23 protein-coding genes are annotated in these 25,218 nt (G+C 68.7%); 16 read left to right on the plus strand and 7 right to left on the minus strand.

Going from position 1 to position 25,218, the window contains the following annotated elements:
• The first annotated feature begins 17 nt into the window (after positions 1 to 17).
• The 10 genes from acsA to crcB (K4G53_RS13505) all read left to right on the plus strand — a co-directional run bounded on the left by acsA (position 18) and on the right by crcB (K4G53_RS13505) (position 9,015).
• Entirely contained in the window at positions 18 to 1,874 is a 1,857-nt protein-coding gene (acsA, locus tag K4G53_RS13460; RefSeq protein WP_221386198.1) for an acetate--CoA ligase, read from the plus strand.
• On the plus strand, positions 1,871 to 2,941 hold the full coding sequence (pdhA, locus tag K4G53_RS13465) for a pyruvate dehydrogenase (acetyl-transferring) E1 component subunit alpha (protein ID WP_221386199.1): 1,071 nt from the start codon (positions 1,871 to 1,873) through the stop codon (positions 2,939 to 2,941). Before acsA ends, pdhA begins: the two co-directional genes overlap by 4 nt.
• Complete coding sequence (locus tag K4G53_RS13470; RefSeq protein WP_221386200.1) at positions 2,938 to 3,915, plus strand: alpha-ketoacid dehydrogenase subunit beta; 978 nt, start codon at positions 2,938 to 2,940, stop codon at positions 3,913 to 3,915. The genes pdhA and K4G53_RS13470 overlap by 4 nt, the downstream gene beginning before the upstream one ends.
• Positions 3,912 to 5,321 carry a dihydrolipoamide acetyltransferase family protein gene (locus K4G53_RS13475; RefSeq protein WP_221386201.1) on the plus strand — a complete coding sequence of 470 codons (1,410 nt, stop codon included), beginning with the start codon at positions 3,912 to 3,914 and terminating at the stop codon, positions 5,319 to 5,321. Before K4G53_RS13470 ends, K4G53_RS13475 begins: the two co-directional genes overlap by 4 nt.
• Positions 5,322 to 5,367: 46 nt before the next feature.
• The gene (locus tag K4G53_RS13480; protein WP_221386202.1) at positions 5,368 to 5,610 is read left to right on the plus strand and encodes an acyl carrier protein; all 243 of its coding nucleotides are present in this window, start codon (positions 5,368 to 5,370) and stop codon (positions 5,608 to 5,610) included.
• A 9-nt stretch (positions 5,611 to 5,619) separates the two neighbouring features.
• Complete coding sequence (locus K4G53_RS13485) at positions 5,620 to 6,657, plus strand: alpha/beta hydrolase (RefSeq protein WP_308287884.1); 1,038 nt, start codon at positions 5,620 to 5,622, stop codon at positions 6,655 to 6,657.
• A gap of 181 nt (positions 6,658 to 6,838) precedes the next feature.
• Positions 6,839 to 7,510 carry a haloacid dehalogenase type II gene (locus K4G53_RS13490; RefSeq protein WP_221386203.1) on the plus strand — a complete coding sequence of 224 codons (672 nt, stop codon included), beginning with the start codon at positions 6,839 to 6,841 and terminating at the stop codon, positions 7,508 to 7,510.
• An 82-nt stretch (positions 7,511 to 7,592) separates the two neighbouring features.
• Positions 7,593 to 8,141 carry a universal stress protein gene (locus K4G53_RS13495; protein ID WP_221386204.1) on the plus strand — a complete coding sequence of 183 codons (549 nt, stop codon included), beginning with the start codon at positions 7,593 to 7,595 and terminating at the stop codon, positions 8,139 to 8,141.
• Positions 8,141 to 8,641 (plus strand): fluoride efflux transporter CrcB, encoded by a 501-nt coding sequence (gene crcB / locus K4G53_RS13500; protein ID WP_221386205.1) that lies wholly within the window; start codon positions 8,141 to 8,143, stop codon positions 8,639 to 8,641. Before K4G53_RS13495 ends, crcB (K4G53_RS13500) begins: the two co-directional genes overlap by 1 nt.
• Positions 8,638 to 9,015, plus strand: coding sequence for a fluoride efflux transporter CrcB (crcB, locus tag K4G53_RS13505; protein ID WP_221386206.1), 378 nt, complete (start codon positions 8,638 to 8,640; stop codon positions 9,013 to 9,015). The genes crcB (K4G53_RS13500) and crcB (K4G53_RS13505) overlap by 4 nt, the downstream gene beginning before the upstream one ends.
• Positions 9,016 to 9,219: 204 nt before the next feature.
• Here the strand turns inward: crcB (K4G53_RS13505) and K4G53_RS13510 are convergent, their stop codons facing one another.
• The 3 genes from K4G53_RS13510 to K4G53_RS13520 all read right to left on the minus strand — a co-directional run bounded on the left by K4G53_RS13510 (position 9,220) and on the right by K4G53_RS13520 (position 11,615).
• Positions 9,220 to 10,347, minus strand: coding sequence for an FAD-dependent monooxygenase (locus K4G53_RS13510; RefSeq protein WP_221386207.1), 1,128 nt, complete (start codon positions 10,345 to 10,347; stop codon positions 9,220 to 9,222).
• Between the two features lie 18 nt (positions 10,348 to 10,365).
• Positions 10,366 to 11,112: a CDP-alcohol phosphatidyltransferase family protein gene (locus K4G53_RS13515; RefSeq protein WP_221386208.1), complete on the minus strand. Its 747-nt coding sequence runs from the start codon at positions 11,110 to 11,112 to the stop codon at positions 10,366 to 10,368.
• A 77-nt stretch (positions 11,113 to 11,189) separates the two neighbouring features.
• Positions 11,190 to 11,615: a hypothetical protein gene (locus tag K4G53_RS13520; RefSeq protein WP_308287885.1), complete on the minus strand. Its 426-nt coding sequence runs from the start codon at positions 11,613 to 11,615 to the stop codon at positions 11,190 to 11,192.
• 145 nt (positions 11,616 to 11,760) lie between these two features.
• Between K4G53_RS13520 and K4G53_RS13525 the strand changes: the two genes are divergently transcribed.
• Entirely contained in the window at positions 11,761 to 12,306 is a 546-nt protein-coding gene (locus K4G53_RS13525) for a YceI family protein (RefSeq protein ID WP_221386209.1), read from the plus strand.
• Positions 12,307 to 12,390: 84 nt separating this feature from the next.
• Here the strand turns inward: K4G53_RS13525 and K4G53_RS13530 are convergent, their stop codons facing one another.
• Entirely contained in the window at positions 12,391 to 13,713 is a 1,323-nt protein-coding gene (locus K4G53_RS13530) for a TrkH family potassium uptake protein (protein ID WP_374226173.1), read from the minus strand.
• Between the two features lie 296 nt (positions 13,714 to 14,009).
• Here K4G53_RS13530 and K4G53_RS13535 point away from each other — a divergent pair, with 296 nt between their 5' ends.
• The gene (locus K4G53_RS13535) at positions 14,010 to 16,232 is read left to right on the plus strand and encodes a PKD domain-containing protein (protein ID WP_221386210.1); all 2,223 of its coding nucleotides are present in this window, start codon (positions 14,010 to 14,012) and stop codon (positions 16,230 to 16,232) included.
• A 29-nt stretch (positions 16,233 to 16,261) separates the two neighbouring features.
• Here K4G53_RS13535 and K4G53_RS13540 read toward each other — a convergent pair whose 3' ends face one another.
• Entirely contained in the window at positions 16,262 to 17,647 is a 1,386-nt protein-coding gene (locus K4G53_RS13540; RefSeq protein ID WP_221386211.1) for an MBL fold metallo-hydrolase RNA specificity domain-containing protein, read from the minus strand.
• 80 nt (positions 17,648 to 17,727) lie between these two features.
• A complete protein-coding gene (locus K4G53_RS13545) occupies positions 17,728 to 18,195 on the minus strand; it encodes an Hsp20/alpha crystallin family protein (protein WP_221386212.1) in 468 nt (155 codons plus the stop codon).
• A gap of 218 nt (positions 18,196 to 18,413) precedes the next feature.
• On the opposite strand from K4G53_RS13545, the gene K4G53_RS13550 reads away from it, so the two are divergent.
• The 4 genes from K4G53_RS13550 (at position 18,414) to K4G53_RS13565 (ending at position 24,702) form a co-directional block, all read left to right on the plus strand.
• On the plus strand, positions 18,414 to 18,869 hold the full coding sequence (locus K4G53_RS13550; protein ID WP_221386213.1) for a universal stress protein: 456 nt from the start codon (positions 18,414 to 18,416) through the stop codon (positions 18,867 to 18,869).
• Positions 18,870 to 19,330: 461 nt separating this feature from the next.
• Positions 19,331 to 21,904: a DUF4118 domain-containing protein gene (locus tag K4G53_RS13555; RefSeq protein ID WP_221386214.1), complete on the plus strand. Its 2,574-nt coding sequence runs from the start codon at positions 19,331 to 19,333 to the stop codon at positions 21,902 to 21,904.
• The gene (locus tag K4G53_RS13560) at positions 21,901 to 22,584 is read left to right on the plus strand and encodes a response regulator (RefSeq protein WP_221386215.1); all 684 of its coding nucleotides are present in this window, start codon (positions 21,901 to 21,903) and stop codon (positions 22,582 to 22,584) included. Before K4G53_RS13555 ends, K4G53_RS13560 begins: the two co-directional genes overlap by 4 nt.
• A 141-nt stretch (positions 22,585 to 22,725) precedes the next feature.
• Positions 22,726 to 24,702 (plus strand): amino acid transporter, encoded by a 1,977-nt coding sequence (locus tag K4G53_RS13565; protein ID WP_221386216.1) that lies wholly within the window; start codon positions 22,726 to 22,728, stop codon positions 24,700 to 24,702.
• On the opposite strand, the gene K4G53_RS13570 is transcribed toward K4G53_RS13565, so the two are convergent.
• Complete coding sequence (locus tag K4G53_RS13570; RefSeq protein WP_260323599.1) at positions 24,671 to 25,120, minus strand: hypothetical protein; 450 nt, start codon at positions 25,118 to 25,120, stop codon at positions 24,671 to 24,673. The genes K4G53_RS13565 and K4G53_RS13570 overlap by 32 nt on opposite strands.
• Positions 25,121 to 25,218: the final 98 nt, after the last annotated feature.

Genomic DNA, 25,218 nt, shown 5'->3' on the forward strand with positions numbered 1-25,218 from the left:
ATGACCAGAGGAGCGTTATGACCACCGGAGTCGAGGGCGCCACCCGCTGGCCCACCATCACCAAGGATGTGGCCGCCTTCCCCGTGCAGCCCAACCTGCTGGACTACGAGGCCGCCCGGCGCGACTTCAGCTGGGACCAGGCCCGGCAGGCGCTGTCCGGCCTGCCAGGCGGCCGGGGGCTGAACATCGCCTATGAAGCTGTGGACCGGCACGCGGCCGGACCGAACGCGGGCAAAGAGGCCCTGCGTTTCGTCCGTGCCGACGGCTCCACCACGTCCCTGAGCTACGGCGACCTGGCCGTGCAGTCCGGCAGGTTCGCCGCCGTCCTGCGTTCCCTGGGGGTGGGCCGCGGTGAGCGCGTATTCTCGCTCCTGGGCCGCAGCCCGGAGCTGTACACCGCCGTCCTGGGCACTTTCAAGACCGGCAGCGTCTTCTGCCCGTTGTTCTCCGCCTTCGGGCCCGAACCCGTCCGCCAGCGGCTGCACCTGGGCGCGGGCCGGGCCCTGGTGACCACCAAGGCGCTGTACCGCAAGAAGGTGGCACCCGTCCGGGATACCCTTCCGGAGCTGCGCTTCGTCCTGCTGGTGGACGCCGCCGGTGCCCCCGAACCCGGAACCCTGGACCTGGCCGAACTCCTGGCAGGGGCTGATCCGGCAGGGGCTGATCTGGCCGGGGACATCGCGGACACCCAGCCTGAGGACATGGCACTGCTCCACTTCACCAGCGGCACCACCGGCACGCCCAAGGGAGCCATCCACGTCCACGACGCGGTGGCCGCGCACTACGCCACCGGACGCTTCGCCCTGGACCTGCACCCGGACGACATCTACTGGTGCACCGCCGACCCCGGCTGGGTGACCGGCATGTCCTACGGCATCATCGCCCCGCTGGTGCACGGCGTCACCGCCATCGTGGACCAGGAGGAACTGGACGCGGACCGCTGGTACCGGATCCTCGCCGAACAGCGCGTCACCGTCTGGTACACCGCCCCCACGGCGCTGCGGATGCTCATGAAGGCCGGGGCGGAACGCGCCGCCGGGCATGACCTCTCGGCCCTGCGCTTCGTGGCCAGCGTGGGGGAACCGCTGAACCCCGAGGCCGTGGTGTGGGGCAAGGACGTCTTCGGGCTCCCGGTGCACGATAACTGGTGGCAGACCGAGACCGGCGGGATCATGATTGCCAACTACCCGGCCATGCCCATCCGCCCCGGTTCCATGGGACGCCCGCTGCCCGGCATCGAAGCGGCGCTGGTGGCCCGGGACGCGGACGGCAAACCGGTGGTCCGGGACGGCGGGGTCCAGCTGGTCACAGAACCGGATGTAATGGGGGAACTGGCGCTGCGCCCGGGCTGGCCGTCCATGTTCCGCGGCTACCTCAACGAGGAGGAGCGCTACCGCCGCTGTTTCGCCGGCGGCTGGTACCTCACCGGGGACCTGGCCAAGCGCGACGCCGACGGCTACTTCTGGTTCGTGGGCCGCGGCGACGACGTCATCAAATCCTCCGGCCACCTGATCGGCCCCTTCGAGGTGGAAAGCTGCCTCATGGAGCACCCGGCGGTGGCAGAAGCCGGGGTGATCGGCGTGCCCGATGCCGTGGCCGGCGAAGTGGTCAAAGCCTTCGTGGAGCTCAGGCCCGGCAACGAAGCCACCGAGGACCTGCAGCTGGACATCATCGGGTTCGCGCGGAAACGGCTCGGCGCCGCGGTGGCACCGCGGCTGCTGGAGTTCACCGCCAACCTGCCCAAGACCCGCAGCGGCAAGATCCTCCGCCGGCTCCTGAAGGCCCGCGAACTCGGCCTGCCCGAAGGCGACCTCTCCACGCTGGAAACCCCGCAGGGACACGAGCCGGAACCACGCGAAGGAGGGCAGCCATGAGCAGCGTGCGCGGCCAGGGCGTCCCGGACCCGGAGCACGCCCTGCACCTCCTGCGGCAGATGCTGCGGGTGCGCCGGCTCGAGGAAAAATGCATCGAGCTGTACAGCGCCGCCAAGATCCGCGGCTTCCTGCACGTCTACATCGGCGAGGAAGCCGTGGCCGCCGGGGTGATGGGAGCCCTGGCACCGGAGGACGCCGTGGTGGCCACTTACCGCGAACACGGCCACGCCCTGCTGCGCGGCGTCTCCGCAGGGTCCATCCTGGCCGAGATGTACGGCCACGCCGAGGGCTGCTGCCGCGGCCGCGGCGGTTCCATGCACCTCTTCGACGCCGCCACCCGCTTCTACGGCGGCAACGCGATCGTGGCAGGCGGGCTGCCGCTCGCCGTCGGCCTGGCGCTCGCGGACCGGATGGCGGGGCGCCAGCGGGTGACCGTCTGCTTCTTCGGCGAAGGTGCCGTGGCGGAAGGCGAGTTCCACGAAAGCATGAACCTGGCCGCCCTGTGGCAGCTGCCGGTGCTGTTCTGCTGCGAGAACAACCTCTACGCCATGGGGACGGCGCTGGGCCGATCGGAATCCCAGACCGACATTGCGCTCAAGGCCGCCGGCTATGAAATGCCGGCGTGGGCTGTGGACGGCATGGACGTGCTGGCGGTGGAGCAGGCCGCACGCCGCGCCGTGGACGGGGTCCGCTCCGGCGGCGGCCCGCACTTCCTGGAGCTGCGCACCTACCGGTTCCGCGCGCACTCCATGTTCGATCCCGAGCTGTACCGGGAGAAATCCGAGGTGGCGCAGTGGATGGAACGGGACCCCATCCGCCTGCTGCAGTCCGTCCTGGAAGCGGCAGGGCAGCTGCCGCAGAAACAATGGGCGGCACTGCAGGAGGACGTGGACGCGGAGATCAGCACCGCCGTCGGATTCGCCGAGGCCGGGACCCCGGAGCCGGTATCCGAACTCGCCCGGTTCGTGTACAGCGACACGGCGGACGGCGGCAACCCAGGCACGGACAGCAGTGCCGGCCACGGTGCCGGGAAAGAAGGCGCCAGGAAAGAAGGGGGAGCAGGATGAAAACCACGTACCGCGAAGCCACGCGCGCCGCCCTCCGGGACGCTCTGCAGCGGGACGACCGGGTCTTCCTCATGGGCGAGGACGTGGGCCGCTACGGCGGCAGCTTCGCCGTGAGCCTGGGCCTGCTGGAGGAATTCGGGCCGGAGCGGATCCGCGACACCCCGCTCTCCGAATCCGGGTTCGTGGGCGCGGGCATCGGCGCGGCGCTGGGAGGGATGCGGCCCATCGTCGAAATCATGACCGTCAACTTCAGCCTGCTGGCACTGGACCAGATCATCAACAACGCCGCCACCTTGCTGCACATGTCCGGCGGGCAGTTCAACGTGCCGATCGTCATCCGGATGACCACCGGCGCGGGCCGGCAGCTGGGCGCCCAGCACTCGCACAGCCTGGAGGGCTGGTACGCGCACATTCCGGGCCTGCGCATCCTGGCCCCGGCCACCCTGGCCGACGCCCGCGGCATGCTGTGGACCGCCCTGCAGGACCCGGATCCGGTGCTGATTTTCGAGCACGGCTCGCTGTACAACGTGGCGGGGGAGCTCGACGACGACGCCGGCGCCGTGGACATCGACAGGGCCGCGGTCCTGCGGCAGGGGGACGACCTGACCCTCATCACGTACGGCGGCACCCTGCCGATGGTGCTGGAGGCCGCCGAACAGCTGGCCGCGGACGGCATCGAAGCCGACGTCATCGACCTGCGGACGCTCCGCCCGCTGGATGGGGCGGCCATCCTGGCCAGCGTGGGCAGGACGCACCGCGCGGTGGTGGTGGACGAGGGCTGGCGCAGCGGCAGCATCTCGGCGGAGATCGCCGCCCGGATCAGCGAGGGGGCGTTCTTCGACCTGGACGCACCCGTGGAGCGGGTGTGCAGCCTGGAGGTGCCCGTCCCGTACGCCAAGCACCTGGAGCAGGCGGCGCTGCCGTCCGTGGAGCGGGTGGTGGCCGCGGCACGGCGGGCTGCGGGCAGCTCATGACCGAGTTCCGGATGCCGTCCCTGGGCGCCGACATGGAGCACGGCAAGGTGGTGGAATGGCTGGTCAAGCCGGGGGACTACGTCCACAAGGGGGACCTGGTGGCCGCCGTGGACACGGACAAGACCGTGATGGACATCGAGTCCTTCGAAGAGGGCGTGGTGGCCGAGTTCCTGGTGGAGGTCGGGGACACCGTGGACGTCGGCACCCCCATCGCCCGCATCACCGCGACCCCCGCTGAAGTCCCGCCACCCGAAGCTCCCGCCCGGCACCGTGAGCCGGGCGCAAAGGTTCCGCCGCCGGTCCGGCACCTTGCGCACACACTGGGGGTCGACGTCGGACGCATCAGCGGCAGCGGGCCCGGCGGTGAAGTGGTGAGGGCGGACGTCGAACGCGCCGCCGCAGCGCACGCCACCGAAGCGGCGGGGGAGGCAGCAGCGCCGGCTGAAGGACCGGAGGCGCCGGCACCCGCTGAAGCCACACGGGTCCGGTCCTCGCCGCTGGCGCGGCGGCTGGCCGCGGAACTCGGCGTGGACCTGAGGGGTGTCAGCGGGACGGGTCCCGGCGGCGCGGTGACGGAGGACGACGTGCTTTCCGCGGTGCCGCCCAAGGAAACCCGGACGGAAACGCCGGCGGCAGCAGCGCCGTCGGAAGCGCCGGGACCTGAACCCGCGCCGGCACCCAAGGAAGCGGCACCCGAGGAAGCGGCAGCCAGGCGGAAGCAGCCGACGGCGGCCGGCGGCAAGGCGGACAGCCTGCGGCAGGCGGTCGGCGCGCTGATGTCCCGCTCCAAGAAGGAGATCCCGCACTACTACCTGTCCACAACCCTGGACCTGGCGGCAGCGATGGCGTGGATGCAGGGGGTGAACCGGGAACGGCCCGTCTCGTCGCGGCTGGTGCCGTCGGCGCTGCTCCTGAAGGCCACCGCGCTCGCCGCGAAGGAGGTGCCGGAGATGAACGGCTTCTTCGCCAAGGGTGCCTTCCAGCCCAGCAGCGCCGTGCACCTGGGCGTGGCGGTGGCGCTGCGGCACGGCGGCCTGGTGGCGCCTGCCCTGCACGACGCCGACACCCTGGCCCTGGACCAGCTGATGGACCAGCTGCGCGACCTGGTGGACCGGGCCCGTGCCGGCAGGCTGCAGCGTGCGGAAATGGCGGATCCCACCATCACCGTGACGAACCAGGGCGACCTCGGCGTGGAGAGCGTGTTCGGCGTGATCTATCCGCCGCAGGTGGCGATGGTGGGCTTCGGCAAGGTGCTGGAGCAGCCATGGGCGCACAACGGGATGCTCGGGATCCGGCATGCTTCGATCGCCACGCTGTCGGCCGACCACCGGGTGAGTGACGGGCTGCGCGGCGGCCGTTTCCTGGCCCGCATCGACGAACTGCTGCAGGCCCCGGACAAGCTGTGAGCCTTGAAACCCTTTTGAGCCTTGAAACCGCAGCCGAGGAGGAACCGTGAACGAACAGGACGCACGCCAGGCGGTGGCGGCGGCGATCGGCAAGGTGGCGCCCGACGTCGGGCCCGAAGACCTCGACGGCGGCGCCAGGCTGCGCCAGGACCTGGAACTGGACTCACTGGACTTCCTCCGTCTGGTGGAGGTCATCGCGGAGACCACCGGAGTGGACATTCCGGAGGCAGACTACCCAGCTGTGGCCACCGTGGACGGGCTGGTCAGCTACGTCGCCGGCCACGGCTGAGGAGTGGCGGTGCGTGCGTTGAACCCACGGCGTGCCCCGGGCGGTAGGACTCCCACCGGTGAAATTGCCGGGTCCGGACCCCGGCGGAAACCACGGCGCTGGCGCCGCCGCTTCGGCATTGCGCTGCTGGTGGTCCTCGGGCTGGTGGTGGCCTCCGCCGTCGCCAACCTGGTACTGGAGTCGCGGGAGAAGGCAGCCACCGCACCGTATGGCGAACGGGTTGCGGTGACGGGCGGCTCGCTGAACGTGGTCCGGAACGCGGCTGGCGGTGAACAGCCGGGCCCGCCGATCGTCCTGCTCAGCGGCCTTGGAACAGCGGCACCCGGCTTGGACTTCGCCCCGCTGGTCAGGGAACTCGGCGGCTTCGAAACCATAGTGGTGGAGGGGTTCGGCTACGGCTACAGCGACCTGGCGGCAGGCCCGCGGACCAATGAGCACATCAGCAATGAGCTGCACGAAGTGCTCTCCAAATTGCAGGTGCGGCAGCCGTACGTCCTGGCGGGCCACTCCATCGCCGGGTTCTACATGCTGGACTACGCCAACCGGTACCGGTCCGAGCTCGCAGCGGTGGTGGGCATCGACGCGACCATCCCAAAGCCCGGAGAGCGGCCCGTGGAGGAGCCGCAGGCCGGCATCAACTGGGTCAAGCTGCTGGCCTCCACCGGGTTGCTTCGCGACGTGGTGGCGGTGGCGCCGGGGCTCGTCGACCCGGACAGCACGGCCTATTCCGATGAGGAGCTGCAGCGCATGCGCGCCATGATGCTGTGGAACTTCGGCAATTCCGCCGTAGCGGACGAGACCGCGCGCCTAGCCAACAACGCGGCCGCCCTTCGCGGAGCCAGGTATCCCAATGACCTGCCCGTCCTGGCCTTCATCGCCGACGAGAAGAATGACAGGACTGCTGCCAAGACGGCGGCGGCGGAGGACCTGCTGCAGAACGTCAAACGGCACGAGGTCGTGACCCTTGAGGGCCATCATTACCTTCATTGGACGCAGTCCGCGCGAATGGCTGCGGAGGTCCGGCAGTTCCTTGCTGCGGCCGGATAAGCCGCAGCGCCGGCGGCGTTGCGGCCTCCTTGCGTCCCGGCTGGCCCCCGTGGTTCCGGCGGGGCCTTTGTGCTCTACTACGAAGTAGGCTGACTATCCTCGTTGAGGAAATCATGGGACCAGTCATCCAGTGACCCGCCGCATGCCACGCCGGTCTGGTTCCGGAATCGAAAGGGAGAACATGTCCGACCCCCTGGTCATCGTTTTCGACGTCAACGAGACCCTGTCCGACATGGCCCCGCTCGGCGAAGCGTTCGCCCAGGTTGGTGCACCGCGCGGGCTGGCCAGGCTCTGGTTTGCCACGCTCCTGCGGGACGGATTCGCCCTCACGGCCAGCGGCGACAAGCAGCCCTTCGCCACTATCGCCGCCGGCGCCCTCCGTACCCTGCTGGGAGCCGAGGGCATCGCCGGGGACCTGGACACCGCCGTCGAACGCGTCATGGCTGCCATGCAGAACCTGTCCCTCCACCCGGACGTCCCTGACGGGGTCCGCGCCCTGGCCGCGGCCGGCCACCGGCTGGTCACCCTGACCAATGGCGCCAAGGCAAATTCCGACAAACTGCTGGTTGCCGGCGGCATCAGGGACAAATTCGAACTGCTCCTCTCTGTTGAGGACGCCCCTGCATGGAAACCGGCCAGGGCAGCCTACGAATACGCGGCCGCCGCTGCCGGTTCAGATCCGTCCGGCATGCTGCTGGTGGCCGTGCACCCCTGGGACATCCACGGGGCAGCCAAAGCCGGCCTGCGGACGGCCTGGATCAACCGGACCGGCGCCCGCTACCCCTCCTATTTCCGGTCCCCGGACATCGTCATCCCCGCACTGACCGCCCTGCCCCCGGCTCTCGCCGCATAAAAGAAATCCCTTCCAGGTAACGCGGGGCAGACGGCGGGCTTAGCCTTGTAACGGTGACTGCACGGATCCGACAGGAGAGCCCATGAACCAGCCAGCTGATCACCCCGGCGCAGCGTACGTGCCGCGGAAGATCACCGGACCGGTACTGATGGGTGTGGTGCCCGGCCAGCCTCTTGCCGTTGCGCACCGGGCCGCGGAACTGGCCTTCAGCCTGGGCGTGGAGCTTGTCTGCGCCTACGTGGACGTCACCACGTACCTCGCCGAAGAACCCGACGGACGGGTCGAGGCGCTGCCGATCGATCCGGACGGCATCGACGACGACATCGAGGGCATCAGCGCAGACCTCCAGGAACGGCTGCAGGGAGCACTCGACGACGCCGGAATCCGCTGGTCCTTCATGACCCTGGCGGGCGACCCTGCCCGGGCGCTGGGCCAGCTGGCGGAGACACGGGACGCATCGGTCATTGTGGTCGGAACGCGTGAACGCGGCCTCGGGGCACGCCTTGAGGAACTGCTGGTGGGATCGGTGGCAGTCCACCTGACGCACCGCCAGCACCGGCCCGTGCTGGTGGTTCCGCTCGCCCCCCACCCCAAAGCGCATCCCAAACCCCGCCGGCAGGAGGGCCGCTGATGCTCCCAGCCGACAAGGACGCCGCCGAGCCCGCAACCAAGGACGCCGACGCCGGGACGCTCGGCGAAGCAAGGACCCACCGCCCGGTCCATCTGCGCCCGGGGTTCGTGGCCGTCGTCGTCCTCGGCGGCATCCTCGGCGCCCTGGCGCGCTACGGACTCGGCACCGTCCTGCCCGCCCCGGACGGGTGGCCGCTGCCCACCCTGACCATCAACCTGACCGGCGCCTTCCTGCTCGGCACCCTGCTCGAGGCCCTGGTGCGCCGGGGCCCGGACGCCGGACGGCGCAGGGTCATCCGCCTGCTCGCCGGCACGGGCTTCATGGGGGCCTTCACCACATACAGCACCCTGGCGCTGGAAACGAACACCCTGCTCGCGGCCGGACGGAGCACGGATGCGCTGCTGTACATCGCCGCCACCCTGGTGGGCGGGGCAGTAGCCACGGTGGCGGGAATCGCGCTGGCCGCAGGACATCACCGCCGCGCGGGAGGAAAGCGGTGAACGCCCTGGTCATCGTCCTGGTCGGACTTGCCGGAGGGCTCGGCGCGGGGACACGGTTCGTCGTCGACGGACTCATCCGCGCCAGGTTCCGCACCGCCCTCCCGGTTGCCACCATCGCCATCAACGTCACGGGCTCCTTCCTCCTGGGCCTGCTCGCAGGAGCCGTCATCGTCCGCGCCGCGCCCCCGGAACTCCAGGCCATCGCCGGCACCGGATTCCTCGGCGGCTACACCACCTTCAGCACGGCCAGCTTCGAGACGGTCCGCCTGGTGCAGTCCCGGCGCACAGGCCTCGCGCTGTTGAACGGCATCGGCACCGCCGTTGTTGCCGTGGGCGCCGCGGCCGCAGGCTTGGTCCTGGGCGGCATGTTCTGATCATGGCGTGCCGGCCGGTCCTGGCCGGCATCAGCCGGATTTCGCCGTGTCTTCTGCGCGTGGAGGCCGGACTGCGAACTGCCGGGGTGTACCAGAAGCCCGCTAGCTACGGGCAGGAGAGGTTGCAGTGAACTGATCGCCCGCAGGAAAGGAAGGCGTTCGAGGAAAAAGTACGACGGCGGGCACCACCACCTGCTGGTTGCTTTAGCGGGGCAGCAGGCGGACGGCGGCGTTGCGGACGGCCAGTCCCCGCGGCGATGCCGGCACGAGAAGCGCGGCCCCGGCACGATAACCGCGTTCCCGGGAATGCACCAGCTTGCGGTGCTGCGATTCGTAGCGGCGCAGGGCGGCGGGGACGTTTCCGGGGGATCCGGCCAGCGATTCGGCGAGTGTGGCGGCACCCACCATGGCAAGGCTGGATCCATCGCCGAACAGGGACACACAGGAGGCCGCGTCACCAAGCAGGGCCACGCGCCCCTGTGACCAGTTCGGCACGGCGACCCGGCTGACAACGTCAAAGTACAGGTCCCCGGCGCCTTCCACCTGCCCGCGCAGGTCGGGCAGTTCGGGGACCGGCCAGTCGTAACGCCCGTAGGCGCTGAGGATGAGGGCGCGCTGGGACGCGGGGTCGCGGTAAGCCGTGCCCGGACTCCCCAAACCGGGGTTGCCCGGGCCGCGGAAGATGAAGCCGGCGCCGGCGGTTCCGCGGACGGGGTGGACCGTAAGTGACAATCCCGGCCGGTTGTACATGACCACCGTTGCCGGATCATCGGCCGGGCGCGCCAGGGAGAACGTCGCGATATAGAGCCCGAGCGGGCGGACAAAGGTGGACTCCGGGCCGAATGCGAGGCTGCGCACGGTGGAGTGCAGACCGTCAGCTCCGACCACCAGGTCGAAGCGGCGCGGGGTGGCATGTTCGAACGAGACGTCTACGCCGGCTTGATCCGCGTCCAGTGCGGCAACCGAATCCCCAAAGAGGAACTCGGTGTCGTCCGCCGCCGCGCCGCACAGTACCGCTGCCAGGTCTGCCCGGGGCACCTCTACGTCGTCACCGCGGGGGCGGCCCAGCCGGAACGGGCCAAGCCTTTGCCCGGAGGGTGTTACGAACGTCAGGCCCGGAGCGTTCGTTGCCACCTCGCTAAGCTGCGGCAGGATGCCCATCCGGCGGGCGATGTCCGTGGCCGGTCCATGGACGTCCACGGGGTTGCCGCTGGAGCGCAAAACCTGTACCCGTTCCACCACGGTGGGCCGGAACCCGTGGCGCGCCAGCCAGAACGCCAGTGTGGGTCCGGCAATGCCTGCGCCGGAGATGAGCACGGTGGGCTGCTTCACAGCGCCAGCGTACTGCAGCTACGGCGAATCGGTCCGGATGCGCACCGATTCCACGGGCCCCGTGCGGCGGCGCTGTTCCAGCAGGAAGGTGTCGCGGCCGAACGAATACGTGAGCAGCGCGAGGGCCGCCGCTGCGACGGCGGTTGCGGCGGCTACGGGGATGCCGGGCAGCAAGGCAACGAGCAGGGCGAACGGCTGGAAGGCCCCGATCGCCTTTCGTGCGGCGCTGGGCGGCAGCGGTGCGCGCAGGTGCGGCCGGAAGAACCCGGCGGCCACGAAGGCGTAATACATGGCCCCGGTCACCAGGGTCCAGGGACCCACGACGCCGGCCGCCGCCGTGGACAGGACGAGGACCAGGGCAGCGTCTGTGGCGGCGTCGAAGCGGGCACCTGCCGCCGATGCCGTTCCGGTGCGCCGCGCGACCGGCCCGTCGAGCGCATCGAGCAGGAAGGCCACGCCGCCCAGGACCACGAGAAGGAGGTCCGGTGGGCGGCCGGTGAGCAGTTGCGGCACCGCCAGCACGGCGCAAAGGGCGGCGAGGAGGGCGCGTGCCAAGGTCACCCGGTCCGCCGGCGTGGAGAAGCGCGGGATGCGCCGCAGGAGAGAGGCGACGGCGGCTCCGGCCACCAAGGCGCCCGCGCACAGCCCCGCCAACTGCAACCCCAGCGCCGGGGAGGACAGGGACGAAAGCCACAGCGCCGAAACCCCGAACACGGCAACGGCAACCAGCGTGTCCGGCACGGCCCGTTCAGCTGCGCTGTCCATGTGCCACCTCCCTTCCGCATGCTAACAACGGCACCCGGCCGCGGCCATCAGCCCACCCCAGGGCCCGAAGGATGGCCTCACGTGCCGGGACGCGGCGTCGGACGCTCGACGACGGCGCCCCGGCGCCGGGGTGCCGTACGGACCAGGCCCGCGATGGCCAGGAGGGTCCCGATTCCTTCGGCGACCGCGCTGAGGGTCTTGGAGAAGAACCAAACGGGGTCGTACATGGCCGGGATGGGCCCGATGGCCGGAATGTCCACGAAGTAGTAGAGCATGACGGCGGCGAACGCGCTTGCCGCCACCAGCAATGCCAAGGCGTAGGCGGCCCTGCTGCCGCGGACCAGGACATAGATGCCGACCACCAGCGCCGCTGCCGCTTCGAGCAGGAACAGCGTGCCCTGGCTGATGCCTCCGGGCGGGGCGTTGTTGTAGCCGGGCGCCAGGAAGAGGTGGACCCCGGCGTCGATGAACAGGGCCAGTGCAGTCAGCAGTCGAAGAGCCACGCTTATGTATACGCCCAAATGCGGGTCTCTGGTTCATGTTTTGTGGTTGAAATGCGGGCTTGATGGGGAATATTTAGGTGCCGCGCAGACTTTGCGCCGTTAGCGGGCAGCGGAGCCTGCGGACCTACCAGTGAGGAGTATGGCAATGACCCTTCCGAAGGAACTAACGCCGGGAACATGGACCTTGGACATGGCGCACAGCGAGATTGGCTTCAGTGTCCGCCATGCCGGGATCAGCAAGGTGCGGGGCCGGTTCAAGGAGGCCCAGGCCGAGGCCCGGGTGGGCCAGTCGCTGGCCGACTCCTCCCTGCATGCGACGGTGTCGACGGCGAGCTTCGACTCCGGGGACGCCAACCGGGACGCCCACGTGCGCGGAGCCGACTTTTTCGACGTCGAACACTACCCGGAAATGACGTTCCGCGGCACGCACATCGAAGGGGACGGGGAGGAATACACCCTCACCGGTGACCTGACCATCAAGGGGGTGACCCGGCCCGTGGAGCTCGAGGTCGAGTTCACCGGTGTTGCCGTGGACCCGTTCGGCGCCACGCGTGCCGGGTTCTCCGCCGAGACCGAAATCAGCCGCAAGGCGTTCGGCCTGACCTGGAACGCTGCGCTGGAGGCCGGCGGCGTGCTGGTCAGCGACAAGGTCAAGATCAACCTCGAGGCGGCCCTCGTCAAGCAGGGCTGAGCGGCCGCCTAAACCAGCCCCGCCCATGGCGACCATGGCAAGCCAGGGCGGGGCACCGCCGTCGTGCCCTCAAACCGCCAGCAGCTATCCGATGACCGGGCGCTCTTCCGGGAGCTGGTAGAGGCGGGGACGTGAGGAGAGCGCCAGGGCGGAAGCCACCGTGATGGTTCCAATGCGCCCAGTAAACATCAGCACCATCAGCACCCACTGGGCGTTCGGGGGAAGGCCGGGGGTGATTCCGGTGCTCAGGCCCACCGTGGCGAATGCCGAGATGCTCTCGAACAGCACCTTGTCCAGGGGCAGGTCAGTGAACATGAGCAGCAGCAGGGTGCCGGCCATCACTGCGGCCACGCCGAGGAGTGCAACGGACAGGGCCTGCCGCTGGGAAGGCGAGCTGATGGACCGGTGCGCAATGGTCACGTGGTCCCGGCCGCGGACCTCGTTCCAGATCGCGAAGAACAGCACCAGGAAAGTGGTGATCTTGATGCCGCCGGCGGTTCCGGCGCTGCCGCCGCCGATGAACATCAGGATGTCGGTCACCAGCAGGGTCTCCGGCGATGCGGCTCCGTAGTCGATGCTGTTGAAGCCTGCCGTGCGGGGGAAGACCGTGCCAGCCAGCGTGGCCAGGATCTTGCCGCCAGCCGGCATCGCGCCCAGGGTCTGTTCCCTGTTCCACTCAAACGCGGCGAACAGCACCGCGCCGGCGACGAGGAGGAAGAGGCTTCCGTAGATGGTCAGGCGCATGTGGACCGTCCAGTCCTTCACCCGGACGCCGCCGCGGATCAACGAAATAAGTACGGGAAAACCCAGGCCGCCGGCCACGATGGCAGCGCAGATGGGGACGATGATCCAGGGGTCGCCGGCAACGCTGATCAGGTTGTCGCTGTAAAGGGCGAAGCCGGCGTTGTTGAACGCAGACACGGCATGGAAGGCGCCGTGCCACAGGGCACTGACGGGGTTGTGGTCGTAGGTGATCCAGAACCGGACCGTGAGGACGAGGGCGGTGCCGGCTTCGAACAACAGCATGATCCGGGCGACGCCGAACAGCACCGAGCGGACGTCCCCGAAGTTCAGGGTATGGGTCTCGGACTGGGCGATCAGCTGCCCGCGCAGGCCGATGGTTTTCCGCACCAGCAACGCCAGCAGCGTAGCCAGGGTCATGATGCCGAAGCCGCCCACCTGGATCAGCCCCATGATGACGGCCTGGCCGAAGGGGGTCCAGAACGTCGCGGTGTCCACGGTGGTCAGGCCAGTCACGCAGACGGCGGAAACGGAGGTGAACAGGGCGGGCAGCAGCGGGTCCGGCCCCGGGTTGGTGCGTGCGGCGGGGAGCATCAACAGCCCGGCGCCGACGAGGATCACGGTCAGGAATGCCAGGGGCACCAGCCGCACCGGATGCAGCAGCACGCGGCTCAGGGCGCTTCCGCCGCCACTTTCGGGGAGCCGGGGGAGGTTTCTGCTGCGGGTACTTCCGGACGCGGCTTTCAGCGGTTCTTGCACAGCCCCCAGAGTAGTGCAGCAGGCAGGGCGCCCGGAGAGGCCGGGGCCGCGGGAGTAGTGGCTGCTTTAAAAGTCGAGTACCGGGCGGGCATTGCCTCTACGTTAAAACCGGGCCTACGCTTGCGCGTAAATGGGTGGAAGTAATGGCCCGTCCGGTGACGGCGGACAGGGTGCCGCAAGCGATTGTGCCCAGGAGTTGCGCGATGAAAACCACCCCGTCCACCCGTGCCAGCCAGTTCCTGGTCCTGCTCCTGGTCCTGGCCGGCGCCGTCCTAAGCGCTCCCGGCCGGGCTGAGGCGGACCCGGTCTACGGCACACAGAGCATCGCCTACTCGGGGGTCAGCAACCCGCCCACATCGGACAAGCCGCAGAGCAAACTGTGGTTCAATGCCGGGTCCTGGTGGGCGGACATGTGGACCACGGGGACGGGCTGGAACATCTACCGCCTGGACCGCTCCACGGAGACGTGGGTCAACACCGGAATCGTCAATGACACCCGCGCGAACACCCTTGCCGATGTCCTCTGGGACGGCAGCAAGTTGTACATCGCGTCCCACGTGGTGACCGTGACGGGGGACGGAACCCCGAACCCCTCCCAGTCCGGACAGCCCGCGAAGCTCTACCGGTACAGCTACAGCGGCGGTTCCTACGCCCTCGATCCAGGTTTCCCCACCACGGTCACCAACAACTCGAGCGAATCCATGACCATTGACCAGGACTCGCTAGGAGGCATCTGGGCAACCTGGACCCAGGTGGCCGGCAACTCCACCTCCGGCTACACGAACACGGTCTATGTCAACCACTCCGCCGACGCCGGGGCCACCTGGGACGCGCCGTTCGTGCTCCCGGTGGCCAGCCCGCATCCGGCCCCCGACGATATTTCCGCCGTCGTGGCTTTCAACCACAACCAGATCGGCGTCATGTGGAGCGACCACCTCGCCAATACCGTCTGGTGGGCCACGCATCCGGACGGCAAAGCGGCCGACTCGAACTGGCAGCTGCAGCCGGCCATGCGCGGGAAAGGCCAGGCCGACGACCACCTCAACCTCAAATCCCTGCAGTCGGACACCGCTGGGCGCGTGTTCGCCGCGGTGAAAACCAGCCTGAACGATTATTCCCCGGACCCCACCGTCCCGCAGCTGGTGCTCCTGGTGTTCAAGCCGGGCACCGCCGCCTTTACCCAGTCCACCATCTCCGTGGCCGGCGACTGCGTCACGCGCCCGCAGATCCTGCTGGACACGCAGAACAACATGGTCCACGCCTTCCAGACGGCGCCGCCCACCTCTGTCACGGGGTGCTCCTACTCGGGGGCGGCGGGCGCGATCTATGAGAAGACAGCATCCATGGACAACCCCGTTTTCGGGTCCGGCCGGGGCACGCCCATCATCCAGAGCGCCTCGTCGTCCAACATGAACAACGCCACCACCACCAAGCAGAGCGTGGACAGCTCCACCGGGCTGGTAGTGCTTGCCAGCGACCATGTGGCCAAGCGGTACTGGTTCTCGGACCGCCCGCTCGGCACGGCCACGCCGCCGCCGGCGGCCCCCGCCGCTTCCTTTACCGCCACACCCACCTCGGGCACGGCGCCCCTGGACGTAGTGTTCACGGACACCTCCACCGGCTCGCCCACCTCATGGAGCTGGGCGTTTGGCGACGGCGGCACCTCCACCGTGCAGAACCCCACCCACAGCTACGCCGCGGCCGGCACCTACACGGCCACGCTGACGGCCGGCAACAGCACCGGGTCCAGCACCGCCAGCGCCACCATCACCGTCAGCGCCACCACGCCGCCGCCGGCCACCGGAGGCATCACGGTGGTGAACTCCAGCACTACCTACTCGGGGACGGCCACGCTCACGGCTCCGCTGCCGGTCCCGGCCGGCACCGCCGCAGGCGACGTGCTGGTGGCCTCCGTTGCGGCCGACTTGAACCCCGCGATGACCCCTCCCGCCGGGTGGACGCCCATCGTCAGCGGGCTCTCGGTCAGCACCGGGGCGCGACTGTTCAGCTACTACCACGTGGTGGGCGCCTCCGACCCGGCGAGCTACACGTGGACGTTCAACACCTCCGTGAAGTGGGGCGGCGGCATCACGGCCTACCGGGGCGTCAACAACGCCACGCCACTGGACAGCACCGTGGCCACGGCTACGGACACCAGCTGGACGAAGTCGAGCCTCACGGTGGGCAGCATCACCACGGCCACCAACGGGGCCATGCAGATCAGCACGATCATCTGCGACTGCGCCTCGCCGGTGTTCTCCCCGCCCAGCGGCTGGATCCAGCGCTGGCAGTCGGCAGGCGGCCAGATCGCCGATCAGGCGGACGTGCTGCAGGCGACGGCCGGCGCCACTGGCACTGCCACCTGGACTTTCAGCGCCATCAGGGGAGCGGCGGCCTGGCGGACGGCATTGAAGCCGGCGGGCTAATTCCCGCCGGCGCCCCTTCGGGGGTTTCTTCAGTGCGGGTTTTCGAGGGAGATGGTTTCCAAGTGCTCGGGGACGCGGGCTTTCCACCCGAGCTGGCGTTTGATGCGCGCCCTCAGGGCGTCGGAGGCGTCGGCTTCTCCATGCGTTACGTAGGTCATGGCCGGGGCGGCAGGGGCGGTCTTCATCCACTGGATCAGTTCGTCCGAGTCGGCGTGCGCGGACAGCCCTTCCATCTGGATGACCTCGGCCTCGATGCTGATGTCCTGCCCGTAGATGCGGAGCTCTTTTGCGCCTGCGGCGAGGGAGGCGCCCCTGGTTCCCCCGGCCTGGTATCCGCTGAGGATGATCGCGTTGCGCCGGTCCGGCCCGTACGCCGCGAGGTGATGCAGGATGCGGCCGCCGGTGAGCATGCCGCTCGCGGAAATGATGATCATGGGCCCGCCGCGGAGGTTGAGCAGCTTGGATTGGTCGGCACTGCGGACAGGGGTGGCCACTTTGTACAGGGCCTTGAACTCGTGCTCCTGGAGCCTGTGTTCCTCGCGGTGGCGCTGGTACATGTCGGATGCGTCGATGGCCATGGGGCTGTTCAGGAAGACAGGGATCGGGGGGATTGCGTGTTTGGCGAGAAGCCGCGAGAGGTGCAGCAGCACCGTTTCGGCGCGGCCGACGGCGAAGGCGGCGATCATGATGACACCGTGCCGTTTTGCCACCCGGGTGATGATGCTGCCGAGTTCGGCTTCGGGGTCGCCAACCGGATGGGTCCGGTTGCCGTACGTGGACTCAGCGACCAGCACATTGACCCGTTCCAGGGCCCGGGGCGGGAACATCAGGGGGTCATCGGCCCGTCCAAGGTCGCCGGTGAAGTGGATGGTCCGGCCGGCGACTTGGAGGTGTATTTGCGCCGCGCCGAGGATGTGGCCGGCAGGGAGGAACGTTGCTTCTATGCCCCCGGGCAGCGGAAAGGGGGAGTCGAAGTCCAGGGTCTTGAAACTGTCGAGTGACCGGACGGCGTCCTCCGCGGTGTAGAGCGGCAGGGGCGGATGATGGGTTGATGACGCCTTGTGGTCTGCGTAGCGGGCTTCCTCCTCCTGGAGGTAGCCGCTGTCAGGAAGCAGCAGCGTGCACAGTTCCGCGGTGCCCGGCGTCGCGTAGACGGGCCCGCGGAAACCGTCCCGAACCAGTGCGGGGATGTATCCGCTGTGGTCCAGATGGGCGTGGGTGAGGACTACGGCGTCAATGTTGGCCGGACTGATCTGGAACGGCACGCGGTTACGGTCCCGGAGGTTCTTATAGCCCTGGAACAGCCCGCACTCGATGAGGATCCGGTGGCCCTGCGACTGGATCAGGTACCTGGAACCCGTCACCGTGTCCGCTGCGCCAAGAAACCGCAGTGTGGCAGGATGCTGTTCCCTCATGGCCGCTCCTTACACACTGCGGTTTCGGCAGCGCGGCAATCCGCGCGGGATGTCAAAGGTGCCGGACGGGACTGGCCAGATCAGCCGCGGCTGATGGGAAGTTTCTTTGGTTCGGCGGGCTGGGCTTCGCTGGGCAGCGGGGCGCGGACTTCCAGGACGCCGTTGGTATAGGTGGCCTTGATGTCTTCTTCCTTGACCCCGTCGGGAAGCGGGATGTTGCGGCTGAAGGATCCGTAACGGAACTCTGACCGGTAGCTGCCTTTGTCCTTGTGTTCTTCTTTTTCCTGGCGTTCGGCGCGGATCCGCAGGAACCCGTCGTCCATGGTGACTGCAATGTCTTTGTCCGGATCAACGCCGGGCATCTCGGCGCGGACCACCAGGGTTTTACCATCGACGTACTCTTCGACCCGGATGGGGACAGGGCCGGCTGCGGAGTCGAACATGCGTTCCATGGAGTCCAGCAGCTCCGCCGGGGACCGCAATATGGTGTTGAAGGGGGAGGTCCACCGGGTGGTTGCGAACGGGGACCGTTTGAGCAGATCAGACATGACAGATTCTCCGCATTCGATGTAGGCGAAGGCCCTCGTCGGGACCGGTGCCAGTCCAGTTAATACCCGTGCAGGCGGGGCGGATAGAGACAAAAGACCCTCCTGCCGGATGGTTCGCAGACGGGCTGGATCCGGAGGTGCCGTCCCGAAAAGAGGGGCTTTCGCCCCTGCCGGCGCGCGGAAAACGTGCCGTAGTCTTGCCAGCGAAAGGGAAGACCATGACCAGCACCGATTCGTTCCTGATAGTCGTTGGCTTTGACGGGTCCGAGCATTCCCGCGCAGCACTGGACTGGGCCATGGATGAGGCCCGCCGGCGCCACGGCCAACTCCGCCTCATCACGGCCTGGGACAAACCCCAGCTGGCGTGGTACCCCGCGGTCCTGGAAACGGCGGCAGGCGAAATAGTCACCGAGGAGTCTCCGGAGCAGGCCGCCCGGCTGCTCCAGGCCGAGGCGCTGCAATCCGCTGCAGATGGGGGCGTCACGGCAACGGCGCAGCTGGTTAAAACCCACTCGCCTGCTTCCGCGATCCTCGACGCATCCAAGGATGCGGGTCTTGTCATCGTTGGCTCCAGGGGGCACGGAGGATTCCCCGGGCTGCGCCTGGGCTCGGTCTCCACCCAGGTGGTCAACCACGCGCAGTGTCCTGTGCTGGTAGTCCATTCCAAGGCATAAGTGCCCCTGTTGCACGCGGCGGATGGGACGTAGAATTAAACCGCCTGCAGGTAACCATCAGATGACGCCGGGTTGTTCAGGACATGCGAATGTCCGAGCCTTCTCTTAGCGAGATCGCGAAGGTACCTGCAGGTTCTGAGTTTAAAAACCCTCTTGCATCCCCGGAAAATCCGGCGTACCACTGTTAATACGTTCTTCGAAAGAAGGACGGGAACGAACAAACAGGGAACCCTGGAACGCACCATGGATCTGATCCACGGTGGTCTGCCGGTGACGAGGCAGGAAGCACCGGGATTCCCGCAAGTTCGGGAGATGATGTTCGTCATAACGGAATCAAAACAGTCGAAGCCCCTTCAGCATTGCTGGTGGGGCTTCCCCTATGTGCGGCCACGCTGCGTTCAGTGAACAGCCCGTTCGGGGGCGGGTTTGTCCGGGTGGCCGAACGGGATAAGACTGTGGGTATGGCACGGGGAACGCTTCGGATCTTCCTGGGGGCCGCCACCGGGGCGGGCACCACCTACGCCATGCTGCAGGAAGCCCACCAGCTGCTGGCCGGCGGCAGGGATGTGGCCATCGGCATCGCCGCGGACTACGGCAGGCAGGACACCCGGCAGCTCCTGGAAGGGCTCGACGCCGTGGCGCCGCGCCTCGTGCGGGACGCCGCCGGGGCGGAGGTACCCGAGCTCGACGTTGCGGCGGTGCTGGAGCGGCGCCCGGACGTTGCCGTCGTCGATGAATACGCCCACGTCAACGCCCCGGGCAGCCGGAACGAACACCGGTGGCAGGACATCGAGGAACTCCTGGCGGCCGGGACGGACGTGCTCTCCACCCTTAGTGTCAAGCACCTGGCCTCGCTGCAGGATGCGGTCGCCGCCATCACCGGGGAACCGGGCGGGGATACGGTCCCGGACGGCATCGTGCGCCGGGCGGACCATATCGAGTTGGTGGACATCTCCCCGGACCTCCTGCGCCAGAGGGCGGCCGAGGGAAAGATCTTCCCGAAGGACAGGATTGACGCCGCCCTGGCCAACGAGTTCCGCCTGGGCAACCTTATTGCGCTGCGCGAGGTCGCCCTGATCTGGCTGGCGGACCGGGTGGATGAAGGGCTGGCCACCTACCGCGAAAGCCAGGGGATCACGGCAACGTGGCCAGCCCGGGAACGGGTGGTCGTGGGACTCAATGGAGGGCCCGAGGGGGATGTGCTTATCCGGCGGGCGTCCCGGATCCTGTCACGCGTCAACGGCGGCGACCTCCTCGCCGTCCATGTGCGCCGTGCCGATACGGGCGCCGCCGAGTCCGTCCAGGCATTGGAAGCCCAGCGCCGCCTGGTCACCGGCCTCGGGGGCACCAGCCACACCGTGTCCGGGGAGGACCCGGCGGATTCACTCCTGGAATTCGCCCGCAGCGTCAACGCCACACAAATCGTGATCGGCGCCTCGCCCGGCGGGCTGTGGAGCCGGGTCCTCGGTGCCGGCGTCGGCGCCAAAGTGGTGCGGGGATCCGGTGACATCGACGTGCACATCGTGTCCCATCCGCAGGCCGGCCGCGGCCTGCCCCGGCCGGCACCCGCCGCGCTCAGCCGTGCCCGGACCACGGCCGGCTTCATCCTGGCCGTGGTCCTTCCGGTCTTGCTGACGGCAGCCATGTCCGCCAGCCCGGAACTCAATCTCGCCACGCACGCGCTCGTCCACATCACGGGGGTAATGGCGGTGGCGTTCATCGGCGGCCTGTGGCCGGCGGTGCTGGCGGCGGTCCTGGGTTCGCTGCTGCTCAACTACTTCCAGACCGACCCGGTGGGAACGTTCAACATCAGCGATCCGCAGAACGTCTTCGCGCTGCTGGTCTTCCTCAGCGCGGCGGTGGCGGTGTCGCTCGTGGTGGGCCTGTCCGCCCGGCGTGCCAGCGCCGCGGCCCGGGCACGCGCCGAAGCCGCCACCCTTGCGGACCTGGCAAACGACGCCCTCCTCGCCGACGACACCGTCGCGGCCTTCGTGGCCAAGGTCCGGGAGACGTTCCAGGTTTCCTCTGCAGGCCTTTTCACCAGGCCGGGAGACAGTGAAGGCGGCTGGGAGCTCCAGGCCTTCTCGGGGGACCGGCCGCCAGCCCCTCCGGATGCGGCAGCCATGGCGGACAGCGTGGAACTGGCAGACCCGCGCACGGCGCTGGTCCTCTCCGGCCGGACCCTGACGGCGGGCGACCGGCTCCTCCTCACGGCGCACGGAGCCCACCTGCTCCTGCTGCTGCAGCGCCATGCCCTGCAGCGCACGCTGCAAAGCACCACGAAACTGGCCGAGGGCAACAGCGTGCGCACCTCCATCCTCCGGGCCGTCAGCCATGACCTGCGCACCCCGCTGGCCGGGATAAAGCTGGCCGTGACGGCCCTGCGGCGCCAGGGCCGCAAGCTGCCGGCGGAGGTGCAGGCCGAGATGCTCGCCACCATCGAGTCCTACACGGAGCGGCTGGACGCCCTGATCTCCAACCTTTTGGACATGTCCCGGATTTCCAGCGGTTCGACGGCGCCGCTGACGGGCCCGGTCACCTGGCGCGATGCCATCGAGGACGCGCTGCGCGGCCTCCCGGCGGACCGCATCCGGGTTGAGCTCGCCCCCAACATGCCGGTGGTGGATGCCGACGTGGGGATGCTGGAGCGGGTCATCGCCAACATCGTGGAAAACGCGCTGAAATACGCGCCGGGGTCGGACGTCGTCATCGTAGGCGTCTCCGGTGCGTCGCACGCAGCGGCCGACGGCGGGACTCCCTTTGGCGAGCTGCGCATCGTCGACCACGGGCAGGGTGTGTCCGCTGCCGCCGTCGAGGGCATCTTCCAGCCGTTCCAGCGGCTCGACGATGCGCCGGAAGGGCTCGGCATGGGGCTGGGCCTTGCCGTCGCGAAAGGCTTCACCGAGGCCATGGGCGGCCAGTTGCTGGCCGAACCCACTCCGGGCGGCGGGCTTACCATGGTGATCCGCCTGCCGCTCTCCACCGGACCGGCAGTGTCCACCCTCCGCCGGGAAGCAGGCAGCAGCACCGTATGAGAACCATCCTGATCGTCGACGACGAGCCGCAGCTGCTGCGCGCCCTGCAGGTCAACCTTCAGGCGGAGGGGTACCAGGTGCTCACCGCGCTGGACGGGACGAGTGCGCTCAAGCACGCGGAGGGCGGCCACCCGGATGCCATCGTCCTGGACCTCGGCCTGCCGGACATCAACGGTGTGGACGTAATCACCCGGATCCGCCGCACCAGCAGCACGCCGATCATCGTGCTCTCCGCCCGGCACGGGTCCGTGGACAAGGTGCGGGCCCTGGACGCCGGCGCGGACGACTACGTGACCAAGCCGTTCGGGCTCGACGAACTTCTCGCCCGCCTCCGCGTCGCCGGTCGCCGCAGCGGCACGCCGGAGGTGGGGGAGGACATGCCCGCCATCGACGTGGGCGACTTCGAAGTGGACCTGGCCAACCGCAAGGTGACCCGAGGGGGAGCCCCGGTCCGGCTCACCCCGCGGGAGTGGGCCATCCTCCAGCTGCTGGTGCGCAACCCGGGACGGCTGATCACCCAGCAGCAGATGCTGGCGAAAATCTGGGGGCCGGGCTACGACAACGAAACCCATTACCTGCGCGTCTATATGGGGCAACTGCGCCGCAAGCTGGAGGCGGACCCGGCCCGGCCCCGGCACCTGCTCACGGAAGCCGGCATGGGCTACCGCTTCGAGCCCTGACGTGCGGCGGAAGGCCCGGGCCGCCGTCGTAAATCACGCGTAAAGGATTCGTCAATAAAGGCCCTTTCCGCGGGGCAGCCGTTTTGGCCGGTGCTAGCTTCGCAGTGGTCGCGGTGCAAAGGGCAGCGCGGAAAGGCAGACATGACCACGTTGAGCAGGCCCCCGGCGGATCCGTCCGCGCCCCACCCGCATGGCAGGGAGGCGCTGAAGGACTGGCTGCTGTTCGGGCTGCAGGACAGCAAGGGTGCCCACCCCGGCCCCGGCGGCGTGCCCACCCAGCACGAAAAGAAGCATCCCTGGTGGCAGGTCATGTGCCTGACGGGCGTGGACTATTTCTCCACCCTGGGCTACCAGCCGGCCATCGCCGCGCTGGCCGCCGGCGTCATCTCGCCGCTGGCCACCCTGGTGCTGGTGGCGGTGACCCTGCTGGGCGCCCTGCCGGTCTACCGCAGGGTTGCCGGCGAAAGCCCCCGCGGCGAAGGCTCCATCGCCATGCTTGAACGGCTGCTGCCCCGTTGGGGAGGCAAGCTCCTGGTGCTGGTCCTGCTCGGGTTCGCCGCCACGGACTTCATGATCACCATGACCCTCTCGGCGGCCGACGCCACCGCGCACCTGATCCACAACCCCGTGGCTCCCGGATGGCTGCAGGACCAGAACGTCCCCGTCACGCTCATCCTGCTTGCGTTGCTGGCCGCAGTGTTCCTGCGCGGCTTCCGGGAAGCGATCGGCGTCGCCGTCTTCCTGGTGGTCCTCTACCTAGGCCTGAACGCCGTGGTGGTGGTGGCCACCCTTATGCAGGTCCTGGCGCACCCGGCGGCCATGGGGGACTGGTGGACGAACCTCTGGACATCCCACGGCGACCCCCTGATGGCCGTGGCCATCGCGCTGCTCGTGTTCCCCAAACTGGCCCTGGGCCTGTCCGGCTTCGAAACCGGCGTCGCGGTGATGCCGCAGGTCCGGGGAGCGGCGGACGATACCGAACATCATCCGCAGGGCCGCATCCGGGGTGCCCGGCGCATGCTCACCTCCGCCGCGGTGATCATGAGCGGCTTCCTGTTGACCACCAGCTTCATCACCGTTGTCCTCATCCCGGAACAGGAATTCCAGCCCGGCGGCCAGGCGAACGGCCGCGCCCTGGCCTACCTCGCACACGAATACCTCGGCGTCGGGTTCGGCAGCGTCTACGACATCAGCACCATCGCCATCCTCTGGTTCGCCGGCGCTTCGGCCATGGCCGGCCTGCTGAACCTGGTCCCGAGGTACCTCCCGCGCTACGGCATGGCGCCGGGCTGGGCCAAGGCGGTCCGGCCGCTGGTGCTGGTCTTCACCCTGATCGGCTTCCTGATCACGTTCATCTTCGAGGCCGACGTCGACGCGCAGGGCGGTGCATACGCCACCGGCGTCCTGGTGCTGATGACCTCCGCCGCCGTGGCCGTGACACTCTCGGCGCGCCGGCGTGGCCAGCGGAACCTGACCTGGGGCTTCGGTGCCATCACCGTGGTGTTCGCCTACACCACCGTTGCCAACATCTTCGAACGCCCCGAAGGCATCAGGATCGCCGGGATCTTCATCCTCGGCATCATCGTCATCTCACTGCTCTCCAGGGTGCGCCGCTCCTTTGAACTGCACGCAACCCGGGTGCACCTGGACCAGCAGGCCCTGGAGTTCATGTCCAGCACGCTGGAGGGGCCCATCGCGATCATCGCCCACGAGCCGCTGCGGATGTCTGCCCAGGCGTACCGCGACAAGCTCGAATCGGCCGTGGAGGTCAGCCACCTCCCGCTGGAGGGCGAGGCCCTGTTCCTTGAGGTGGTGGTGGATGACTCTTCGGACTTCGAAACCGAACTCCATGTGCGCGGCGTGAACCGGCACGGCTACCACATCCTCGAAGTCCACGGGCCGGTGGTCCCCAACACCATCGCCTCGGTCCTGCTGCACATTCGGGACGTCACCGGGCTCATGCCGCACATCTACTTCCGCTGGACCGAAGGCAACCCGATCACCAACCTGGTGCGGTTCCTGTTCCTGGGCGAAGGGGAGATTGCGCCGGTGACCCGCGAGGTGCTCCGCGAAGCCGTACCGGACGTCACCCAGCGGCCCTGGGTCCACGTGGGCTGACCGGGGGCCGCGGGGCCGGCGCCTCCGCGGGGCTGGGTGCCGCCGGGGCGGCCACGTGCGCAACCGTGGCGGCCACCCGCGCTGCGTCCGCCAGGCTGACCGGGGCGTTCGCGCGGAAGGCCGCCTCGGCGTCGTCCTCCCACACGCTTCTCGCCAGCACCAGGACGCGCACCATGTCGCCGTAGGAGTCGTTGCAGGCGAGGATGTCGCCGGGGACCTTGTGCCCCTGGCCGCCTTGGTCGGGCGAGGGCTGGAAGATGACCCACCACCCCTCGCCGTACCGGTCGGGGAAAAGGTAGCCGGCGGCTGGATGCAGGGCGCGGCCGTTCAGCCCGCGGCCGCCGTAGCCCTCCACGGATTCGGCCGCGGCGGCGAACCGCACCCTGCCGCGGTTCTCAGGTGCCTCATCCCAACGCATCTGCACTCCCTGCTTCTGATGCATTCATCAAAGGACCGGAACGGCGCGGGCGGGGCAGCAGGTGCTGTTAATTGACGGATTCTTTACGCAGCTGGCTG

Source organism: Arthrobacter sp. MAHUQ-56, from assembly GCF_019710585.1.
Classification (GTDB): domain Bacteria; phylum Actinomycetota; class Actinomycetes; order Actinomycetales; family Micrococcaceae; genus Arthrobacter.